The sequence below is a fragment of the Streptomyces sp. NPDC047515 genome (genome assembly GCF_040643055.1).
Lineage (GTDB): Bacteria > Actinomycetota > Actinomycetes > Streptomycetales > Streptomycetaceae > Streptomyces.
In genome coordinates, this window is the sequence record NZ_JBEYTM010000034.1 from 1 (window position 1) to 15510 (window position 15510).

10 protein-coding genes are annotated in these 15510 nt (G+C 71.6%); 1 reads left to right on the plus strand and 9 read right to left on the minus strand.

Annotated elements, in window-relative coordinates; translation table 11 throughout:
• From ABZ826_RS25150 to ABZ826_RS25190, 9 genes are all read right to left on the minus strand, one after another.
• Positions 1-508, minus strand: a 508-nt coding sequence (locus ABZ826_RS25150) for a flavodoxin-dependent (E)-4-hydroxy-3-methylbut-2-enyl-diphosphate synthase (RefSeq protein ID WP_361452424.1), incomplete at its 3' end; no start/stop codon positions are given.
• Positions 509-689: 181 nt separating this feature from the next.
• Entirely contained in the window at positions 690-2000 is a 1311-nt protein-coding gene (locus ABZ826_RS25155) for a site-2 protease family protein (protein WP_361452427.1), read from the minus strand.
• Positions 1997-3250, minus strand: a complete 1254-nt coding sequence (dxr, locus tag ABZ826_RS25160) for a 1-deoxy-D-xylulose-5-phosphate reductoisomerase (protein ID WP_361452430.1) — start codon at positions 3248-3250, stop codon at positions 1997-1999. Before dxr ends, ABZ826_RS25155 begins: the two co-directional genes overlap by 4 nt.
• Positions 3251-3403: 153 nt before the next feature.
• Positions 3404-5350: an acyl-CoA dehydrogenase family protein gene (locus ABZ826_RS25165; protein WP_361452433.1), complete on the minus strand. Its 1947-nt coding sequence runs from the start codon at positions 5348-5350 to the stop codon at positions 3404-3406.
• A gap of 627 nt (positions 5351-5977) precedes the next feature.
• The gene (locus ABZ826_RS25170; RefSeq protein ID WP_361452436.1) at positions 5978-6307 is read right to left on the minus strand and encodes a hypothetical protein; all 330 of its coding nucleotides are present in this window, start codon (positions 6305-6307) and stop codon (positions 5978-5980) included.
• A gap of 241 nt (positions 6308-6548) precedes the next feature.
• Positions 6549-7499: a peptidoglycan recognition family protein gene (locus tag ABZ826_RS25175; RefSeq protein ID WP_361452439.1), complete on the minus strand. Its 951-nt coding sequence runs from the start codon at positions 7497-7499 to the stop codon at positions 6549-6551.
• 490 nt (positions 7500-7989) lie between these two features.
• On the minus strand, positions 7990-9435 hold the full coding sequence (locus ABZ826_RS25180) for an aldehyde dehydrogenase family protein (protein ID WP_361452442.1): 1446 nt from the start codon (positions 9433-9435) through the stop codon (positions 7990-7992).
• Positions 9436-9671: 236 nt separating this feature from the next.
• Complete coding sequence (locus ABZ826_RS25185; RefSeq protein ID WP_361452445.1) at positions 9672-11261, minus strand: PucR family transcriptional regulator; 1590 nt, start codon at positions 11259-11261, stop codon at positions 9672-9674.
• A gap of 117 nt (positions 11262-11378) precedes the next feature.
• Positions 11379-13772 (minus strand): ATP/GTP-binding protein, encoded by a 2394-nt coding sequence (locus tag ABZ826_RS25190; protein WP_361452448.1) that lies wholly within the window; start codon positions 13770-13772, stop codon positions 11379-11381.
• A gap of 301 nt (positions 13773-14073) precedes the next feature.
• On the opposite strand from ABZ826_RS25190, the gene gabT reads away from it, so the two are divergent.
• Positions 14074-15414: a 4-aminobutyrate--2-oxoglutarate transaminase gene (gene gabT, locus ABZ826_RS25195; protein ID WP_361452451.1), complete on the plus strand. Its 1341-nt coding sequence runs from the start codon at positions 14074-14076 to the stop codon at positions 15412-15414.
• Positions 15415-15510: the final 96 nt, after the last annotated feature.

A 15510-nucleotide genomic window follows, 5' to 3' on the forward strand; every position in this document is an offset into this window, starting at 1 on the left:
ACTCCACCAACGCCTCCGGAGTCGCCTTCCCGTACTTCGCCAGCAGCCGCGCATCCAGCGAACCCGCGTTCACACCGATCCGGATCGGCGTACCCACATCCCTCGCGGCCCGCGCGATCTCCTTCACCTTGTCGTCGAACTGCTTGATGTTCCCCGGATTCACCCGCACCGCCGCACAACCCGCGTCAATCGCCGCGAACACATACTTCGGCTGGAAATGAATATCCGCGATCACCGGAATCTGCGACTTCCGCGCGATCGTCGCCAACGCATCCGCGTCATCCTGCGTCGGACACGCCACCCGCACGATCTGACAGCCCGACGCCGTCAACTCCGCGATCTGCTGCAACGTCGCACCCACATCCGACGTACGCGTCGTGGTCATCGACTGCACCGACACCGGCGCATCCCCGCCCACGGCAACCGACCCGACCTGGATCTGGCGGCTGACCCTCCGGTCGGCGAGCTTGGTCGGAACGGACGGCATTCCGAGAGAAATCGCAGTCATGCGCTGAGCATCCCCAAGGTGTGGATCGAGGTCCCGAGATCGGCGGGCTCCGGGTTTCGAGGTTACGGCACCGGCGGCGGCCCGGAGCACACCGCGTCGGGGAGCGCCGTGGAGAGGGACGGGCCCGGACACACGCTGTGTGCCGGGCCGTCACCCTTGGTTCACCGGCCCGGTCGAAAGATCAGGTGATCTTGACCGGATTGACGATGTCGGCGACCAGCACGAGCAGCGTGAAGCAGATGAAGACACCCGCGACGACATAGGCGACCGGCATCAGCTTGGCCACGTCGAACGGGCCCGGGTCGGGGCGCTTGAAGACCCGTGCCACATTGCGGCGCAGGGCCTCCCAGAGCGCTCCGGCGATGTGCCCGCCGTCGAGCGGCAGCAGGGGCAGCATGTTGAAGAGGAACAGCGAGAGGTTGAAGCCTGCCAGCAGGAACAGCATCATCGCGATCTGGTTCTGCGCCGGTACGTCCAGCGTCATCACCTCGCCGCCGATCCTGGCCGCGCCGACGACGCCCACCGGGGAGTCGGCCGCTCGCGGGGCGTCGCCGAAGGTGGCGTTCCACAGATCCGGGATCTTGGACGGGAGGGCGATGATCGAGTCGACGCCGTTCTCGATCATGTCTCCCATGCGGACGACCGAGTCGCCGAGGGAGAGCGGGACGATCTCGGTCTGGGCGGCGAAGCCGAGGTAGCCGGCCGGGACGAACTTCCCGGGGATCACCTCGCCCTTGGAGTCCTTCTTGGCCACCGAGTTCTCCTGGAGCACGGCGTGGAGGGTCTTCTCCTGGCCGTCGCGCCGGACGGTGATGGTGGCGGGGCCGATGGTGCCGCGGATCCTGTCGGAGAGCGTGGCCCAGTCGTCGACCTTCTGGCCGTCGAACGCGACGATCCGGTCGCCCTTCTTCAGCCCCGCGGCCCGGGCGGGCGAGATCGGGTCGGACTTCTTGCAGGCGTCACGGTTCTCGCTCTGGGCGATCACGCACTTCTGGACACCCGCCACCTCGGTGGTCTGGGTCTGGAACCCGAAGGTCATCGCCACGCCGAGGAAGATCGCGACGGCGAGGACCAGGTTCATGAACGGTCCGGCGAACATCACGATGACGCGCTTCCACGGCTTGCGCGTGTAGAAGAGCCGCTTCTCGTCACCGGGTTCGAGCTCTTCGAAGGCGGCTGATCTGGCGTCCTCGATCATGCCGCGCCACGGGGACGTGGACCGCGCCTCCAGCCGCCCGTCCGGTCCCGGCGGGAACATGCCGATCATGCGGATGTAGCCGCCGGCCGGGATGGCCTTGATCCCGTACTCGGTGTCGCCCTTCTTCCGTGACCAGATCGTCGGTCCGAAGCCGACCATGTACTGGGGGACGCGGATCCCGAAGAGCTTCGCGGTCGAGAGGTGTCCGAGCTCGTGCCAGGCGATGGAGAACAGCAGGCCGATGACGAAGACGACGATGCCCAGAATCGTCAACAGGACCGTCGTAATACTCATGCGCGCGCCTCCGCTGTCGCTTTCGCCGAGAGTTCACGGGCCCGGGCGCGTGCCCAGGTCTCCGCTTCGAGGACGTCTGCGACCGTGAGCGAAGTTCCCGTGGCGGGGGTGCCGTGTTCGGCGACCACCGCCGTGACCGTATCCATGATTCCGTTGAACGGCAGCCGTCCTGCGAGGAATGCGTCGACACATTCCTCGTTCGCGGCGTTGAACACGGCCGGGGCGGTGGCACCGAGCGTGCCCACGTGCCTGGCGAGCCCCACGGACGGAAACGCCTCGTCGTCCAGGGGGAAGAACTCCCAGCTGGACGCCTTCGACCAGTCGAAGGCGGGTGCGGCATCCGGGACGCGCTGGGGCCAGCCGAGGCCGATGGCGATCGGGCCCCGCATGTCGGGGGGCGTGGCCTGGGCGAGGGTGGAGCCGTCGGTGAACTCCACCATGGAGTGGACGTACGACTGGGGGTGGACCACGACCTCGATCCGGTCGAACGGGATGTCGTAGAGCAGATGTGCCTCGATGACCTCCAGTCCCTTGTTGACCAGGGTGGCGGAGTTGATCGTGATGACCGGTCCCATGGCCCAGGTCGGGTGCGCGAGGGCGTCCTCGCGGGTGACGTCGGCGAGGTCGCTCCTGCTGCGTCCGCGGAAGGGGCCGCCGGACGCGGTGACGACGAGCTTGCGCACGTCGGCGCGGGTGCCCGCGCCGAGCGCCTGGAAGAGTGCGGCGTGCTCGGAGTCGACCGGGATGATCTGGCCGGGCTTGGCCAGCGCCTTCACCAGCGGGCCGCCGACGATCAGCGACTCCTTGTTGGCCAGGGCGAGCGTGCGGCCCGCCTCCAGCGCGGCGAGCGTCGGGGCGAGTCCGATCGAGCCGGTGATTCCGTTGAGCACGGTGTGGCAGTCGCTCGCCGCCAGCTGTGCGGCGGCGTCGGGCCCGACCAGGATCTCGGGGAGCGGCTCGCCCGTCCCGTACTGCTCGCGCAGCGCCTCCCGGAGCGCGGGTACGGCGTCCGGTGCGGCGACGGCCACGGTGCGCACCCGCAGTTGCCGCGCCTGCTCGGCAAGGAGGGCGACCCGTCCGCCCGCGGCGGAGAGTCCGGTGACGCGGAAGCGGTCGGGGTTGCGCAGCACCAGGTCGATCGCCTGGGTGCCGATGGAACCGGTGGAGCCGAGGATGACGAGATCCCGGCGGCCTTCCGCGGCGTCGAAGACGAGGTGCGGGTCGGCGAGGGGGGCAGGGCTGTCGCTCATGCCCCCCATTGTTGCCGCATCGGCTGTGGGCGTGGACAGTGCGTCCCCGCGCCGGGCCGACGCGGCCCGCCCGGACGCTCGTCGGCCGTACCCCGCCGGGTGGTGCGGGGTACGGCCGACGAGTGGGCGTGTGCCCGCCCGGTGGAGAACGGCTCAGCGAATGGGCCGGTGGACGTCGTCCCGGGCGGACGGCCCCGGGGTGGCGTCGGCGATCCACGGTCCTTCGCCGCTCGGGTCGATGATGCCGTCCTCCAGCCAGGTGTACGCACCGGACAGCACGCCGTCGACCATGCGCCGGTCCAGGTCGTCGGTGTTGGACCACAGGCGGGTGAAGAGCTCCTCGACCCGGACGCGGGACTGGCGGCAGAAGGCGTCGGCGAGCCGGTACGCTTCGCGGCCGTGGTCGCCGGAGGAGCGCAGCAGTTCGGCACGGACACAGGCGGCGCTCATCGCGAAGAGTTCCGCGCCGATGTCGACGATCCTGCCGAGGAAGCCCTGCTTGGTCTCCATCCGGCCCTGCCAGCGCGACATGGCGTAGAAGGTGGAGCGCGCGAGCTTGCGGGCGGAACGTTCGACGTAACGCAGATGGGTGGACAGGTCCGGGTGTCCGGCCGGGTTGAACTCCCCGTAAGTGCGAGGGAGTTGTCCCGGTCCCGCAACGAGCTTGGGCAGCCAGCGGGCGTAGAAGCCGGCCGCGTTCGCGCCCGCTCGCGCCTTGGCGGAGAGGGGCTTGTCGGGGTCGATGATGTCTCCGGCGACCTTCAGATGGGCGTCGACGGCCTCGCGCGCGATCAGCAGGTGCATGATCTCGGTGGAGCCCTCGAAGATCCGGTTGATCCGCAGATCGCGCAGGAGTTGTTCGGCGGGTACGGCCCGTTCGCCGCGGGCGGCGAGGGACGCGGCGGTCTCGAAGCCCCGGCCGCCCCGGATCTGGACCAGTTCGTCGGCCATCAGACAGCCCATCTCGGAGCCGTACAGCTTGGCGAGAGCGGCCTCGATACGGATGTCGTTGCGGTTCTCGTCCGCCATCTGGGAGGAGAGGTCGACCACCGCTTCCAGCGCGAAGGTGGTCGCGGCGATGAAGGAGATCTTGGCGCCGACGGCCTCGTGCCGGGCGACCGGCCTGCCCCACTGCTCGCGCACCGCCGACCACTCGCGGGCGATCTTCAGGCACCATTTCCCGGCGCCGACGCACATGGCGGGCAGCGAGAGCCGTCCCGTGTTGAGCGTGGTGAGGGCGATCTTGAGCCCCGCGCCCTCGGGGCCGATGCGGTTGGCGGCGGGGACCCGGACGCGGTGGAAGCGGGTGACGCCGTTCTCAAGGCCGCGCAGGCCCATGAAGGCGTTGCGGTTCTCGACGGTGATGCCCGGGGAGTCCGCCTCGACGACGAAGGCCGTGATGCCCCCCTTGTGACCGTCCGACTTCGGGACGCGGGCCATCACGACGAGCAGGTCGGCGACGACCCCGTTGGTCGTCCACAGCTTCACACCGTCGAGGATGTAGTCCGACCCCTCCGGAACGGCCGAGGTGGCGAGCCGGGCCGGGTCGGAGCCGACGTCCGGTTCGGTGAGCAGGAACGCCGAGATGTCGGTACTGGCCAGCCGGGGCAGGAAGGCGTCCTTCTGCTCCTGGCTGCCGAAGAGCTTCAGCGGCTGCGGCACGCCGATGGACTGGTGGGCGGAGAGCAGCGCGCCGATGGCGGGGCTGGCGGAGCCGACCATGGCGAGGGCCTTGTTGTAGTAGACCTGGGTCAGGCCGAGCCCGCCGTACTTCGGCTCGATCTTCATCCCGAGCGCGCCGAGCTCCTTGAGGCCGTTGATCACCTCGTCGGGGATCCTGGCCTCACGCTCGATCAGGGCGCTGTCGATCCTGGTCTCGCAGAAGGCGTGCAGCCGGGCGAGGAAGGCCTCGCCGCGCCGGACGTCGTCCGCGGGCGGCAGCGGATGCGGATGGATCAGGTCGAGCCGGAAGCGGCCGAGGAAGAGTTCCTTGGCGAAACTCGGCTTGTGCCAGTCCTGTTCGCGTGCGGCCTCGGCCACTTGGCGCGCTTCACGCTCGGTGACCCTGGGCGTGTTCTTCGGGGCGGATGGTGCGGACATGAGGAGCTCACCTCGCCGCGTCGTGGGATGGGCGGACACGGCCGGAACGCGCGGAGGCATGCGCGCCTGCCGAGCCGTACCAACCGGTGCTACTTGTCCTGATGTACCCGATTCCTGGCACGCCCACCATCCCCGGAACGCCGATCGGGTCGACGGCCACTCCACTGGCCAGCCCCGCGGTGACACGGCGGCCGGGCCGTGGTCGGGGCGGAGAAGCGGAAACGGCCGGAGCCCCCGCTCGGTGGGCTGCTCACACGCCCCTGACCTGCGGGTCTCCTCCGACCTGCGCGAATGCTCAGCCCTTCGGCCCGCATGGGGCCGTTCCGCCCCGTCGCAAGCCGCTTCAGCCCGCCACCACAGCCGATGCACCCGGCCGCCGCTCAGCTCGGCCGGCCTGCACGAAGTCGGCCGGGATACGGATCGCGGCGAACACTCCGCCGCATCGCGGGAGCGCGATACCCCTCGTCGCCCACTGATCGCGAGCTTCTTTCATGTCCGGAGCCGCGCTGAGCAGCCAAGGGCCTACCGCCGACTCCCGTTGCCGCCGAGCGTGCGGGCCCCATCTCGTCGGACGAGGCGGAGCCCACTGCACTGCCGTCAAGGCCGAGCAGGATGAACGCCACGGGCTCAGGGCGTGCCGTTGCCCTGTCGGTTGCCGCCCGTGCGCCGGCTCAGCGTCATCAGGATGATGCCGGTCAGCAGAAGCGCGCTGCCTGGCAGGCTCCCCCACCCCCGGATGCCGGGGCCGAGGATGTCGGGGTCGTTGAGCACCAGCAGGTAGGCCGGCTGCCAGCACAGGGCGAAGGCAGCCACCAACAGGCCCCAGCCGTAGACGCGAGGGCGGCGGACCGGTCGCCGGTTCACGGGGACCACCCAGCCACGGGCGACCGCCGCTACTCCGGCGGCGGCACAGAACAGCGCCAGCAGAGCATCAAATATGGCGAGGTAAAGCATCATGGTCCCTCCCTGCACGCCGGACCCGCGCCGGACGCCCGCGTGATCACGGCACCCGCCGTGCCGCGCGTCCACGCGCTTCCCGACAACCTCGTGATCGGCCGGCCGAGCCCTGGCCTGTCCTCGGTCGACGTCCAGCACACCGGTGATGCCGGGGCCGGGCCTCGCGTTCAGGGCTGCGCGGCGGTTCGTACAGCGCGCTCCGCCGCAGCAGCCCCGAACGCGGCCATGGACATCGAGGCCGTCAGGCCTCCTTGGTGTTGATGTTGACGTCGATGACGGCGTTCTTGATGGCCGTCTCGACCGCGGCGACGATGGTCTCGGTGTCGGCGCCGGTGCCGACCTGCCCCGCGAGTGCGGTGATCGCGGCGGACTGGGCGGCCAGGGTCTTGTCCATGCGACGGATGCGGGCCTGCACGTCCTTCAGGATGGACTGCGCCTGCCATGTCGGGTTCGTGCTGTGGTCCGCGGCGTCCGCCGGGCCGCCGATCGCGTCGGTCTTCCACACGGCGTCGAAGATGTCCTTCTTGGTGATCCCTGCCATGGGGTCCTCCTCGTGGTCGGAGCCGGGGTTCCAGCTCGCGGGGTGCTTCAGCCGCTCAGCCACATCGGCGCGGAGCCCGGCCATGGTGAAGCCGCGGGGGTCGATCTTGTCGCTGGACCATTCCAGGTGGCCGATCACGGACTTCGCGGACCAGCCGTGCTTCCGGCAGAGCGCGGCCTGGACGCGGACGATCGCGTCGTACTGAGCCTTGGGCCAGGGGTCCTTGCCGTCGCCGAGATTCTCGCACTCCCACCCGTAGAACCGGCTGTTGCCGTCGACACCGTTGCTGTTGCCGCGGGTCGGTGGGGTCGGGCGGGTGCCGTAGGACTCGGATATGACCTGCTCCAGCACGCGCGGGTCACCACCGCCCGCGTGATTGGCGCGGCCCCAGCCGACCATGTGCACACGGCCGTCCTTCGCGATCATCCCGTGGCACAGCGGTCCCGGCAGAGATGCGTAGCCGTCCCGGACGGTCGCGACCGTGGCAGCGGTGCCCTTGGTGACCGTGTGGTGCACGATCGACCCGTTGACCGGACCCCATGCCCCCTTCGAATTGCGGTTGTGGGTCGTCCAGTTGCCGACCTCCACCACGCGCACACCTTCGGCGCGGAGGGCGGTGAGGACGGCGGTGGCCGTCAAGGGAGTGGCCATTCAAACCTCCTGGTCACTGAGCGCGGACACGGGGGCCCGGAACAGGGTCGTCCTTCCGGTGCTGATCGGACGCGAGTACGGCACAGGAATGAGACACGGATGCGTGCGGGCGATCCCGTCCTCCATCGGCTTACCGCCAACCGTCCGCGGCCATGGTGTTCCCCTTCGGCCTGCGTTGTACACGACGTCACCGGACTTCCCCTCGAAGCCGCTCGGCCCCCGTAGGTCGCCTCCATCTTCTCCACCCGGAGAACGGCGCCTTACGGGGGGGCGGTGTTCCCGTCCTGGTCCGCGTCCACCGACCGCCACCCTCTCGCCCCCGCCAATGGGCAAGGGAGGCCCGGCAGTTCTCGCAGGCCGGGGCGGAAGAACGCAGGAACGGCCGGAGCCCCCGCACAGTGGGCTCCGGCCGTTCTCCTGCCGCCTGCTGTCATGCTGTCCAGGCGGAACGCAGGCGGCGCTGGTGGATCGGTTCGATCCTGTTCGCGGACTACAGGGCGAGGCCGGTGAGGACCAGCACGCGCTCGTAGGTGTAGTCGTCCATGGCGTAGCGGACGCCCTCGCGGCCGACGCCGGACTGCTTGGCGCCGCCGTACGGCATCTGGTCCGCGCGGTAGGAGGGGACGTCGCCGATGATCACGCCGCCCACCTCAAGGGCGCGGTGGGCGCGGAAGGCGGTCTGCAGGTCGTGCGTGAACACGCCTGCCTGCAGGCCGTACTTGGAGGAGTTGACCGCTGCGAAGGCCTCGGCCTCGCCCGCCACCTTCTGCACGGAGAGCACCGGTCCGAAGACCTCCTCGCAGGAGAGGGTGACGCCGTCCGGGAGCTCGGCGAGCACGGTCGGGGCGTACGTGGCACCGTCCCGCTTGCCGCCGGTGAGGAGCTGGGCGCCGGCCTGTACGGCCTCGTCGACCCAGGACTCGACGCGCTTGGCGGCGTCCTCGCTGACCAGCGGGCCGACGTCGGTGGCGGCGTCGGACGGGTCGCCGGTGACCTGGGCCTCGACGGCCGCGACGATCTTCGGGACGAGCCGGTCGTAGACCGAGGCGTCCGCGATGACGCGCTGAACGGAGATGCAGGACTGGCCGCCCTGGTAGTTGGAGAAGGTCGCGATGCGGTTCGCGGCCCAGTCCAGGTCCTCGTCGGAGGCGTAGTCGCCGAGGACGACCGCGGCACCGTTGCCCCCGAGCTCCAGGGTGCAGTGCTTGCGCGGCACCGACTCCATGATCGAGTAGCCGACCGGGCCGGAACCGGTGAAGGAGATGACCGGCAGGCGCTCGTCCTGGACAAGGGCGGGCATCCGGTCGTTCGGGACGGTCAGCACGGACCACGAACCGGCCGGCAGGTCGGTCTCGGCCAGCAGCTCACCCAGGATCAGCGACGAGATCGGGGTGGCCGGGGCGGGCTTCAGGATGATCGGGGCACCGACGGCGATGGCCGGGGCCACCTTGTGGGCGCTCAGGTTCAGCGGGAAGTTGAACGGCGCGATGCCGAGGACCGTGCCGCGCGGGAAGCGCCGGGTCAGACCGAGACGGCCGGTGCCACCGGCGTCGGTGTCGAGGCGCTGGGCGTCGCCGCCGTTGAAGCGGCGGGCCTCCTCGGAGGCGAACCGGAACACGGAGACGGCACGGCCGACCTCGCCGCGGGCCCACTTGATGGGCTTGCCGTTCTCCGCGGAGATCAGCTGGGCGATCTCCTCGGTGCGCTCCACCAGACGCCGTACCACGTGGTCGAGTGCGGCGGCCCGGACGTGCGCCGGGGTCGCGGCGAACTCCTCGCGCACGGCGTGCGCGGCCGCGACGGCCTCCTCGATCTGCGCGTCGGTCGGCACGCTGACGGTGCCGACGAGACGGCCGTCCCAGGGGTTGGTGACGTCGAAGCTGTCCTCGCCGGTGGCCTGGCGGCCGGCGAGCCAGAAGGCGTGGGTGGAAGTCATGGCGGGTCCGGCCCTTCGAAGTCGTGGGGTGTGCTGCCCCCACCGTAGGGCCGCGCGGCCGACATGGCGTTTGTCCGAGGTGGAGCAGAGCACGCCGGGGACACGCCGCTTTGTCGGATGCGCCGACGGGATGGCGGCGACGGGGCACTGAGGCAACGGGTCGGGCTCCCGAGCCGACGGGCGGTGCCCTGCTCCCGGGTACGGCTCCCGAGCCGGCGGGGGCCCCTCGGGCGCCGCTACGGCTCCGGCGTCGCCGGGGAGGCCGTGGCCTTCAGGGCCAGCCACAGCTCCATCCGGACGTCCGGATCGTCCAGTGAGCGGCCCAGGATCTCCTCCACGCGACGCATCCGGTAGCGCAGGGTGTGGCGGTGCACGCCCAGGTCCGCCGCGGCCGCGTCCCACTGGCCGTGATGGGCGAGCCAGGCCCGTAGCGAGGCCACCAGGTCGCCGCGGCCCTTGGCGTCGTGTTCGTGCAGGGCGCGGAGCATTCCGTCGGCGAAGGCCCGCACGGCGTCGTCCGCGAGCAGCGGGAGCACCGAGCCCGCCGCCAGCTCCTCGTGCTCGACCAGCGCCCTGCCCCGGCGGCGGGCCACCGACAGGGCCTGCTCGGCCTGCTTGTACGCGGCGGAGACGGCGATGGGTCCCGCCGGTGCGGACAGGCCCACGACCACCTGTGCCTCCTCCTGCGCCGTCGCCGGTTCGCGCGGGGGCCGTGCCTCGTGGGCCTCCTGCGCCTCCGCGTATGCCGCGCACGCCGCGACCGCCGCTCCGCCGTCCGCGGCCAGGACGACGAGCCGCTCACCCTCGGGCACGCTGAGCAGGGCCTCGCCGGTCCGGAAGGCCGCCGCCTCCATCGCCTCGCTCAGCGAAGCGGTCGCCGGGGGGGCCGACGCCTCCGCGATGAGCAGCCGGAACGGGGCGTCGAGCAGCCCCCCGTACAGATCCCCGGCGACGGCCCGCGCGTGGTCGGGCTGGCCGGCGAGCAGCATGCGCAGCACCGCCGCGCCCAGCCGCTGCTCCGCGCCCTGGAGGGACCGGGAGCGGGCGGTGGTCAGGGTCAGCAGGGCGACCGCCGAGTGCACGGCGTACCGCTCGGCGGTGCCCAGCGCCGCGCCGGTGCCGACGGCCAGCGCGCCCCGGACACGGCGGCCGGTGCCCAGGGACTGGAGCTCGACCCGGTCGTCGGTGTCGCCGACGACCACGCTGGCCGGGGCGGGACGTTCCCGCAGCCGCTCCACGTCGGGGGTGAGCCGGGCCGCCCGGCGCGCGGCCCACTCCGGGGCCACGGCGACGACCGCGCCGGAGGCGTCGTACAGCGCCGCCCAGCCGTCGACGTGCGTGGCGAGCCGGCAGAGGAGCTCGCTGGGGCCGTCGCCCGCGAGCGCGGCCTTCGTCAGCTCCCGCTGGGCCTCGAACCCCGCTGTCACCGCCCGGTACTGATCGGCGGCGATCGCCGACGACACGGCCTTGGCGATGGCGAGGAACGGCGTGCGGCGCGGCACTTCGAGGAGCGGCAGTCCCTCCTCCTCGGCGGCGTCGATCAGCGCCTGGGGCACGTCGTCGTAGTTGACGCCGACGGCGAACCCCAGCCCGACGACTCCGGCCCCGGCCAGCCGCCGCACGTACCGCCGCATCGCCTCGGGGTTCTCGGCGTCGAGGTTGGTGGCGGTGACCAGCAGGAACTCACCGCCCTCCATGTACGGGACGGGATCGGGCAGCTCGCTGGCGTGTGCCCAGCGGACGGGCGCGTCGAGCCGGTCCGCCCCCGCACGCACCGTGAGCTTGAGCGCCGAATGCTGGACGAGCGAGGCGAGAGTAGGGGGCATGGGGACCGCAGGACCTCAGGAATCGATTTTCGCCGTCCCGTATGAACGGCTCCTCTCGATTCTGCCAGGGCGGCAGGGTCCGTCGTAACCGCTCCGGGCGCGCGGACCCCGGGCCGCTCAGCCGTTCAGGTCCACCAGCAGGGGCGGCGCGTGCTCCCCCCGTACCGTCGTCAGGGACAGCACCGCGTGTCCGGCCGGTACCCGGTGGGCCAGCTCGGAGGCCGACCAGCGTTCCCGTTCGACCTGGCGCACGGTCACCGCGTCGGTGGTGACCGCCTTGCCGGTGACCAGTTTGCGGAAGGCGTGGATGGCCCGGGTCATGGGCTGGTCGGCGAAGACCGTGCGCTGGGTGACGTCGCGGGTCTCGACCCACTCCGTACCCCAGGCCTCGGCGAACTTCTTCCCGTCCCACGTCGTGATCCCGGAGAACGCCATCCGGCAGCCGACCGCGCCGAGCAGCGCCGTGTGCAGGTGTTCCGGCACGTCGTCGAGGGTGCGCAGGGTGAGTACGGCCCCGGCGTGGGCGGAGCGCAGCCGCTGGATTCCGCGGACGGTGTCGGTCGTCAGGGTGCCGGTCGCGTCGTCGAGCACCAGACAGGCGAACAGGGATCGGTCGGTGCGGGCCGCGGCGCTCGCGGTGAACTGGGCGAGGACGAGGCGCGCCAGCACCCGGGACGCCTCGGCGTGACCGCGTTCGGGCAGATCGATACGGACCCGGAGCGGGTGTTCCAGGGCCCGCGGCGAGAAGGGGCGGGACTTGCCCGTGGTGTCGAAGAACTCCGCGAACGCGGGCCGGTCGAGCAGCGCCACGCGGTCGGCGAGAGCGGGGCCCGGGTCGCCGGGCGCTCCGGACTGGCGGGCGCGGGCGTCGAGTTCGCGCCGCATGCCGGGGTGTCCCGTCACGTCGAGCGCCTCCCGCAGAGCGGTGAGGACCTCGGGCACCCCGTCCAGGAGCTCCCGCAGTTCCGGTACGGAGGGGAAGCGGGCGTGGGCCGCCCGGAACGGGCCGAGGAGCTGGGCGAGGGCCGTGGCGGCACGCCTGCCGTCCACCTCGGGGAGGTCGCCGACCAGGCCGTCGGCGAGGACGGTCGCGGCCTCGTCGGGGTCGGTGGTGCCGCCGTACAGGTCGAGGTCGTGGGCCGAGGACGGGTCGCCGACCTTGATGACGACGTCGAAGCCCTGGTCGCCGCCGAGCTGGGTACCGGCCGCGCACACGGCGACGACGGCGGCCTGTCCGGCGAGCGCCTGCAGCGCGAGGGCCTCGACGACGGGCCGGGCCAGTGCCCGGCTCTTGCCCGCTCCGGGCGGGCCGACGGCGAGCAGGGAGGTGCCCAGCAGTCCGGGGTCGAGGGCGATGCCGCTGCCGCGGCGGGCGTAGGGGTTGCGTTCGCCGTCCTCGACGGCGCCGAGCCTGACCTGCTGGACCAGCAGATCGTGCCGGGCGGCGCGGACCGGCAGGTCGCGTGCGCCGGAGGGGTGGGCGCAGGCGGCGGAGCCGTTGCGCAGCACGGTGTCGCTGAAAGCGGAGAGCCGGGAGTGGTCGGCGCGCACGGAGGTCCAGGCGCGGCGGATGCGGACGTAGTCGACGTCGTTCATCCGCCCGGACCGGGTCTCCTTGGCCAGCTCGGCGGCGACCCGCTGCTGTCCGGCGGCGCGCAGGTCGGGCCATTCGGCCGGGTCGTTCTCGCCACCCTCCTCGATGATGTCCGCACCACCCCCCGCGGTCGGCTTCGACGGGTCACGCTGTTCCCGGCCCGGCGCCGACCGCGCGGGCCTGCGGGCGCGCCATGCCTCGGCCCAGCGCCCGAGCCTGGCGAACGGCCACACGATCACCAGGGTGAGCAGGGCGTACAGCCCGTAGCTGATCAGTGTGGACTGCGCGCGGTCGTGGCCCAGCCAGCCGTCCGGCACCAGGCCGAAGACCAGTCCCATCCCCGGCACGGTCCCGTTCCAGACGAGGGCCCAGACCAACAGCGCGCCGATCGCCGCGCCGCCCGCCCGCGCCGCGGCTCCTCTGGCCGCCACGCACCGCTCGAAGGCGGTCGGCCAGTTGCCCAGGCGGCCGAATCCGTAGACGAGGCCCCCGATGATCAGCAGACGGTAGAGGTCGAGCGCGCGGACCGCTCCACGGGTCTGCGGCCGGTCGTCGAACGGCCCCCACCAGTCGCCGGGGGTGAAGAGCTTCAGCGGAACCCGCCAGTACGGGATGTAGTTGTTGCGGAAGAGCGACCAGACGAGGATGCAGGCCAGCAGCGAGATCACCGCTCCGCTCACCAACGCGCGGTCCGGTGGGCGCTCCTTCTCCTCGGCGGGCCGGGGGGCGTGGCCGAGCCGCCAGACACCGGGTTCCGAGACGGGCCTCGGGGTGCGGAGCCAGTCCCCCAGGGAGGGGCCGGAGGCGGGGGCGTATCCCGGCCTCGGGGGCAGTTCTGGCGGTGGTGGGCCGGCCGGGCGCGGCACCGGTGGACCGGAGCGCGTGCCGCGGGAGTCGTACGTGCCCTCGGTGTCCATGTGCTGTCCCTCGTCCCCTGACCAGCGCCGACCGGTAACTCCGGGCGCATGCGCCCGAAGTCATCAATCTAGTGCCCCGCACCACCCCGTCGGACGCGGACCGGCGGGATGTCTTCGGCCGTGGCCCGGGGGCCGTCGTCCCGCCCGCGCACCGCCGCGGCCCGGCCCCCTACCCCCTCGCTATGTCCGTGACGGACAACCACGTCCGGCCACCACTCCCGAACGGAACATGCCGGACCCCGGGCCCCGCCCATAGCCTGCAGAGAGAGAAGCGTCCGAAACACCCCCACAGGAGCCCCTCATGACCGCAATTCCGCAGGAGCGCCGCGTCGTCACTGCCATTCCCGGCCCGAAGTCGGTGGAGCTGCAGGCCCGCCGCCTCTCGACGGTGGCCGCAGGTGTGGGCTCCACCCTGCCGGTGTTCACCGCCCGCGCCGGTGGCGGGATCATCGAGGACGTGGACGGCAACCGTCTGATCGACCTCGGTTCCGGCATCGCCGTGACCTCGGTCGGCGCCTCCGCCGAGGCCGTCGTGCGCCGCGCGTCCGCGCAGCTCGCCGACTTCACCCACACCTGTTTCATGGTCACGCCGTACGAGGGGTACGTCGAGGTCTGTGAGCAGCTCGCCGAGCTGACGCCGGGCGACCACGCCAAGAAGTCCGCGCTGTTCAACTCGGGCGCCGAGGCCGTCGAGAACGCGGTGAAGATCGCCCGCATCTACACCAAGCGCACCGCGGTCGTCGTCTTCGACCACGGCTACCACGGCCGCACCAACCTCACGATGGCGCTGACCGCCAAGAACATGCCGTACAAGCAGGGCTTCGGCCCGTTCGCGCCCGAGGTCTACCGGGTGCCGGTGGCGTACGGCTACCGCTGGCCGACCGGTGCCGAGAACGCCGGCGCGGAGGCGTCCGCCCAGGCCATCGACCAGATCACCAAGCAGATCGGCGCGGACAACGTCGCCGCGATCATCATCGAGCCGGTGCTCGGCGAGGGCGGCTTCATCGAGCCGGCCAAGGGCTTCCTCCCGGCGATCGCCCAGTTCGCCAAGGACAACGGCATCGTCTTCGTCGCCGACGAGATCCAGTCCGGCTTCTGCCGTACCGGCCAGTGGTTCGCCTGCGAGGACGAGGGCATCGTCCCGGACCTGATCACCACCGCCAAGGGCATCGCGGGCGGCCTCCCGCTCTCCGCCGTGACCGGCCGCGCCGAGATCATGGACGCCGCACACTCCGGTGGCCTCGGTGGCACCTACGGCGGGAACCCGGTGGCCTGCGCGGGCGCGCTCGGCGCCATCGAGACGATGCGCGAGCTGGACCTGAACGGAAAGGCGAAGCGCATCGAGGAGGTCATGAAGGGCCGCCTCGTCGAGATGCAGGCGAAGCTGCCGAACGGCGATGTCATCGGTGACATCCGCGGCCGCGGCGCGATGATCGCGATCGAGCTGGTGAAGTCCGGCTCGAAGGACCCGAACCCGGAGGCCGCCGCCAAGCTCGCCAAGGCCTGCCACGCGGAGGGCGTGCTGGTCCTCACCTGCGGCACGTACGGCAACGTCCTGCGCTTCCTCCCGCCGCTGGTGATCGGCGAGGACCTGCTGACCGAGGCCCTCGACGTCATCGAGCAGGCTTTCGGCCAGATCTGATCTGTGCGAACCCCCGGCGGTGACGGAGGCCGTTCCCGGCGGGGTTGCAGGGGGCCGCGTGAGGGCCTGTGAAGAAGGTGTGGGGGGCCGATGGCG

What these genes read in the sequence shown, in the direction of transcription:
- ABZ826_RS25155 (WP_361452427.1), bottom strand. Translation starts at nt 2,000, where the DNA reads ATGAGTATTACGACGGTCCTGTTGACGATTCTGGGCATCGTCGTCTTC.
- dxr (WP_361452430.1), bottom strand. Translation starts at nt 3,250, where the DNA reads ATGAGCGACAGCCCTGCCCCCCTCGCCGACCCGCACCTCGTCTTCGAC.
- ABZ826_RS25165 (WP_361452433.1), bottom strand. Translation starts at nt 5,350, where the DNA reads ATGTCCGCACCATCCGCCCCGAAGAACACGCCCAGGGTCACCGAGCGT.
- ABZ826_RS25170 (WP_361452436.1), bottom strand. Translation starts at nt 6,307, where the DNA reads ATGATGCTTTACCTCGCCATATTTGATGCTCTGCTGGCGCTGTTCTGT.
- ABZ826_RS25175 (WP_361452439.1), bottom strand. Translation starts at nt 7,499, where the DNA reads ATGGCCACTCCCTTGACGGCCACCGCCGTCCTCACCGCCCTCCGCGCC.
- ABZ826_RS25180 (WP_361452442.1), bottom strand. Translation starts at nt 9,435, where the DNA reads ATGACTTCCACCCACGCCTTCTGGCTCGCCGGCCGCCAGGCCACCGGC.
- ABZ826_RS25185 (WP_361452445.1), bottom strand. Translation starts at nt 11,261, where the DNA reads ATGCCCCCTACTCTCGCCTCGCTCGTCCAGCATTCGGCGCTCAAGCTC.
- ABZ826_RS25190 (WP_361452448.1), bottom strand. Translation starts at nt 13,772, where the DNA reads ATGGACACCGAGGGCACGTACGACTCCCGCGGCACGCGCTCCGGTCCA.
- gabT (WP_361452451.1), top strand. Translation starts at nt 14,074, where the DNA reads ATGACCGCAATTCCGCAGGAGCGCCGCGTCGTCACTGCCATTCCCGGC.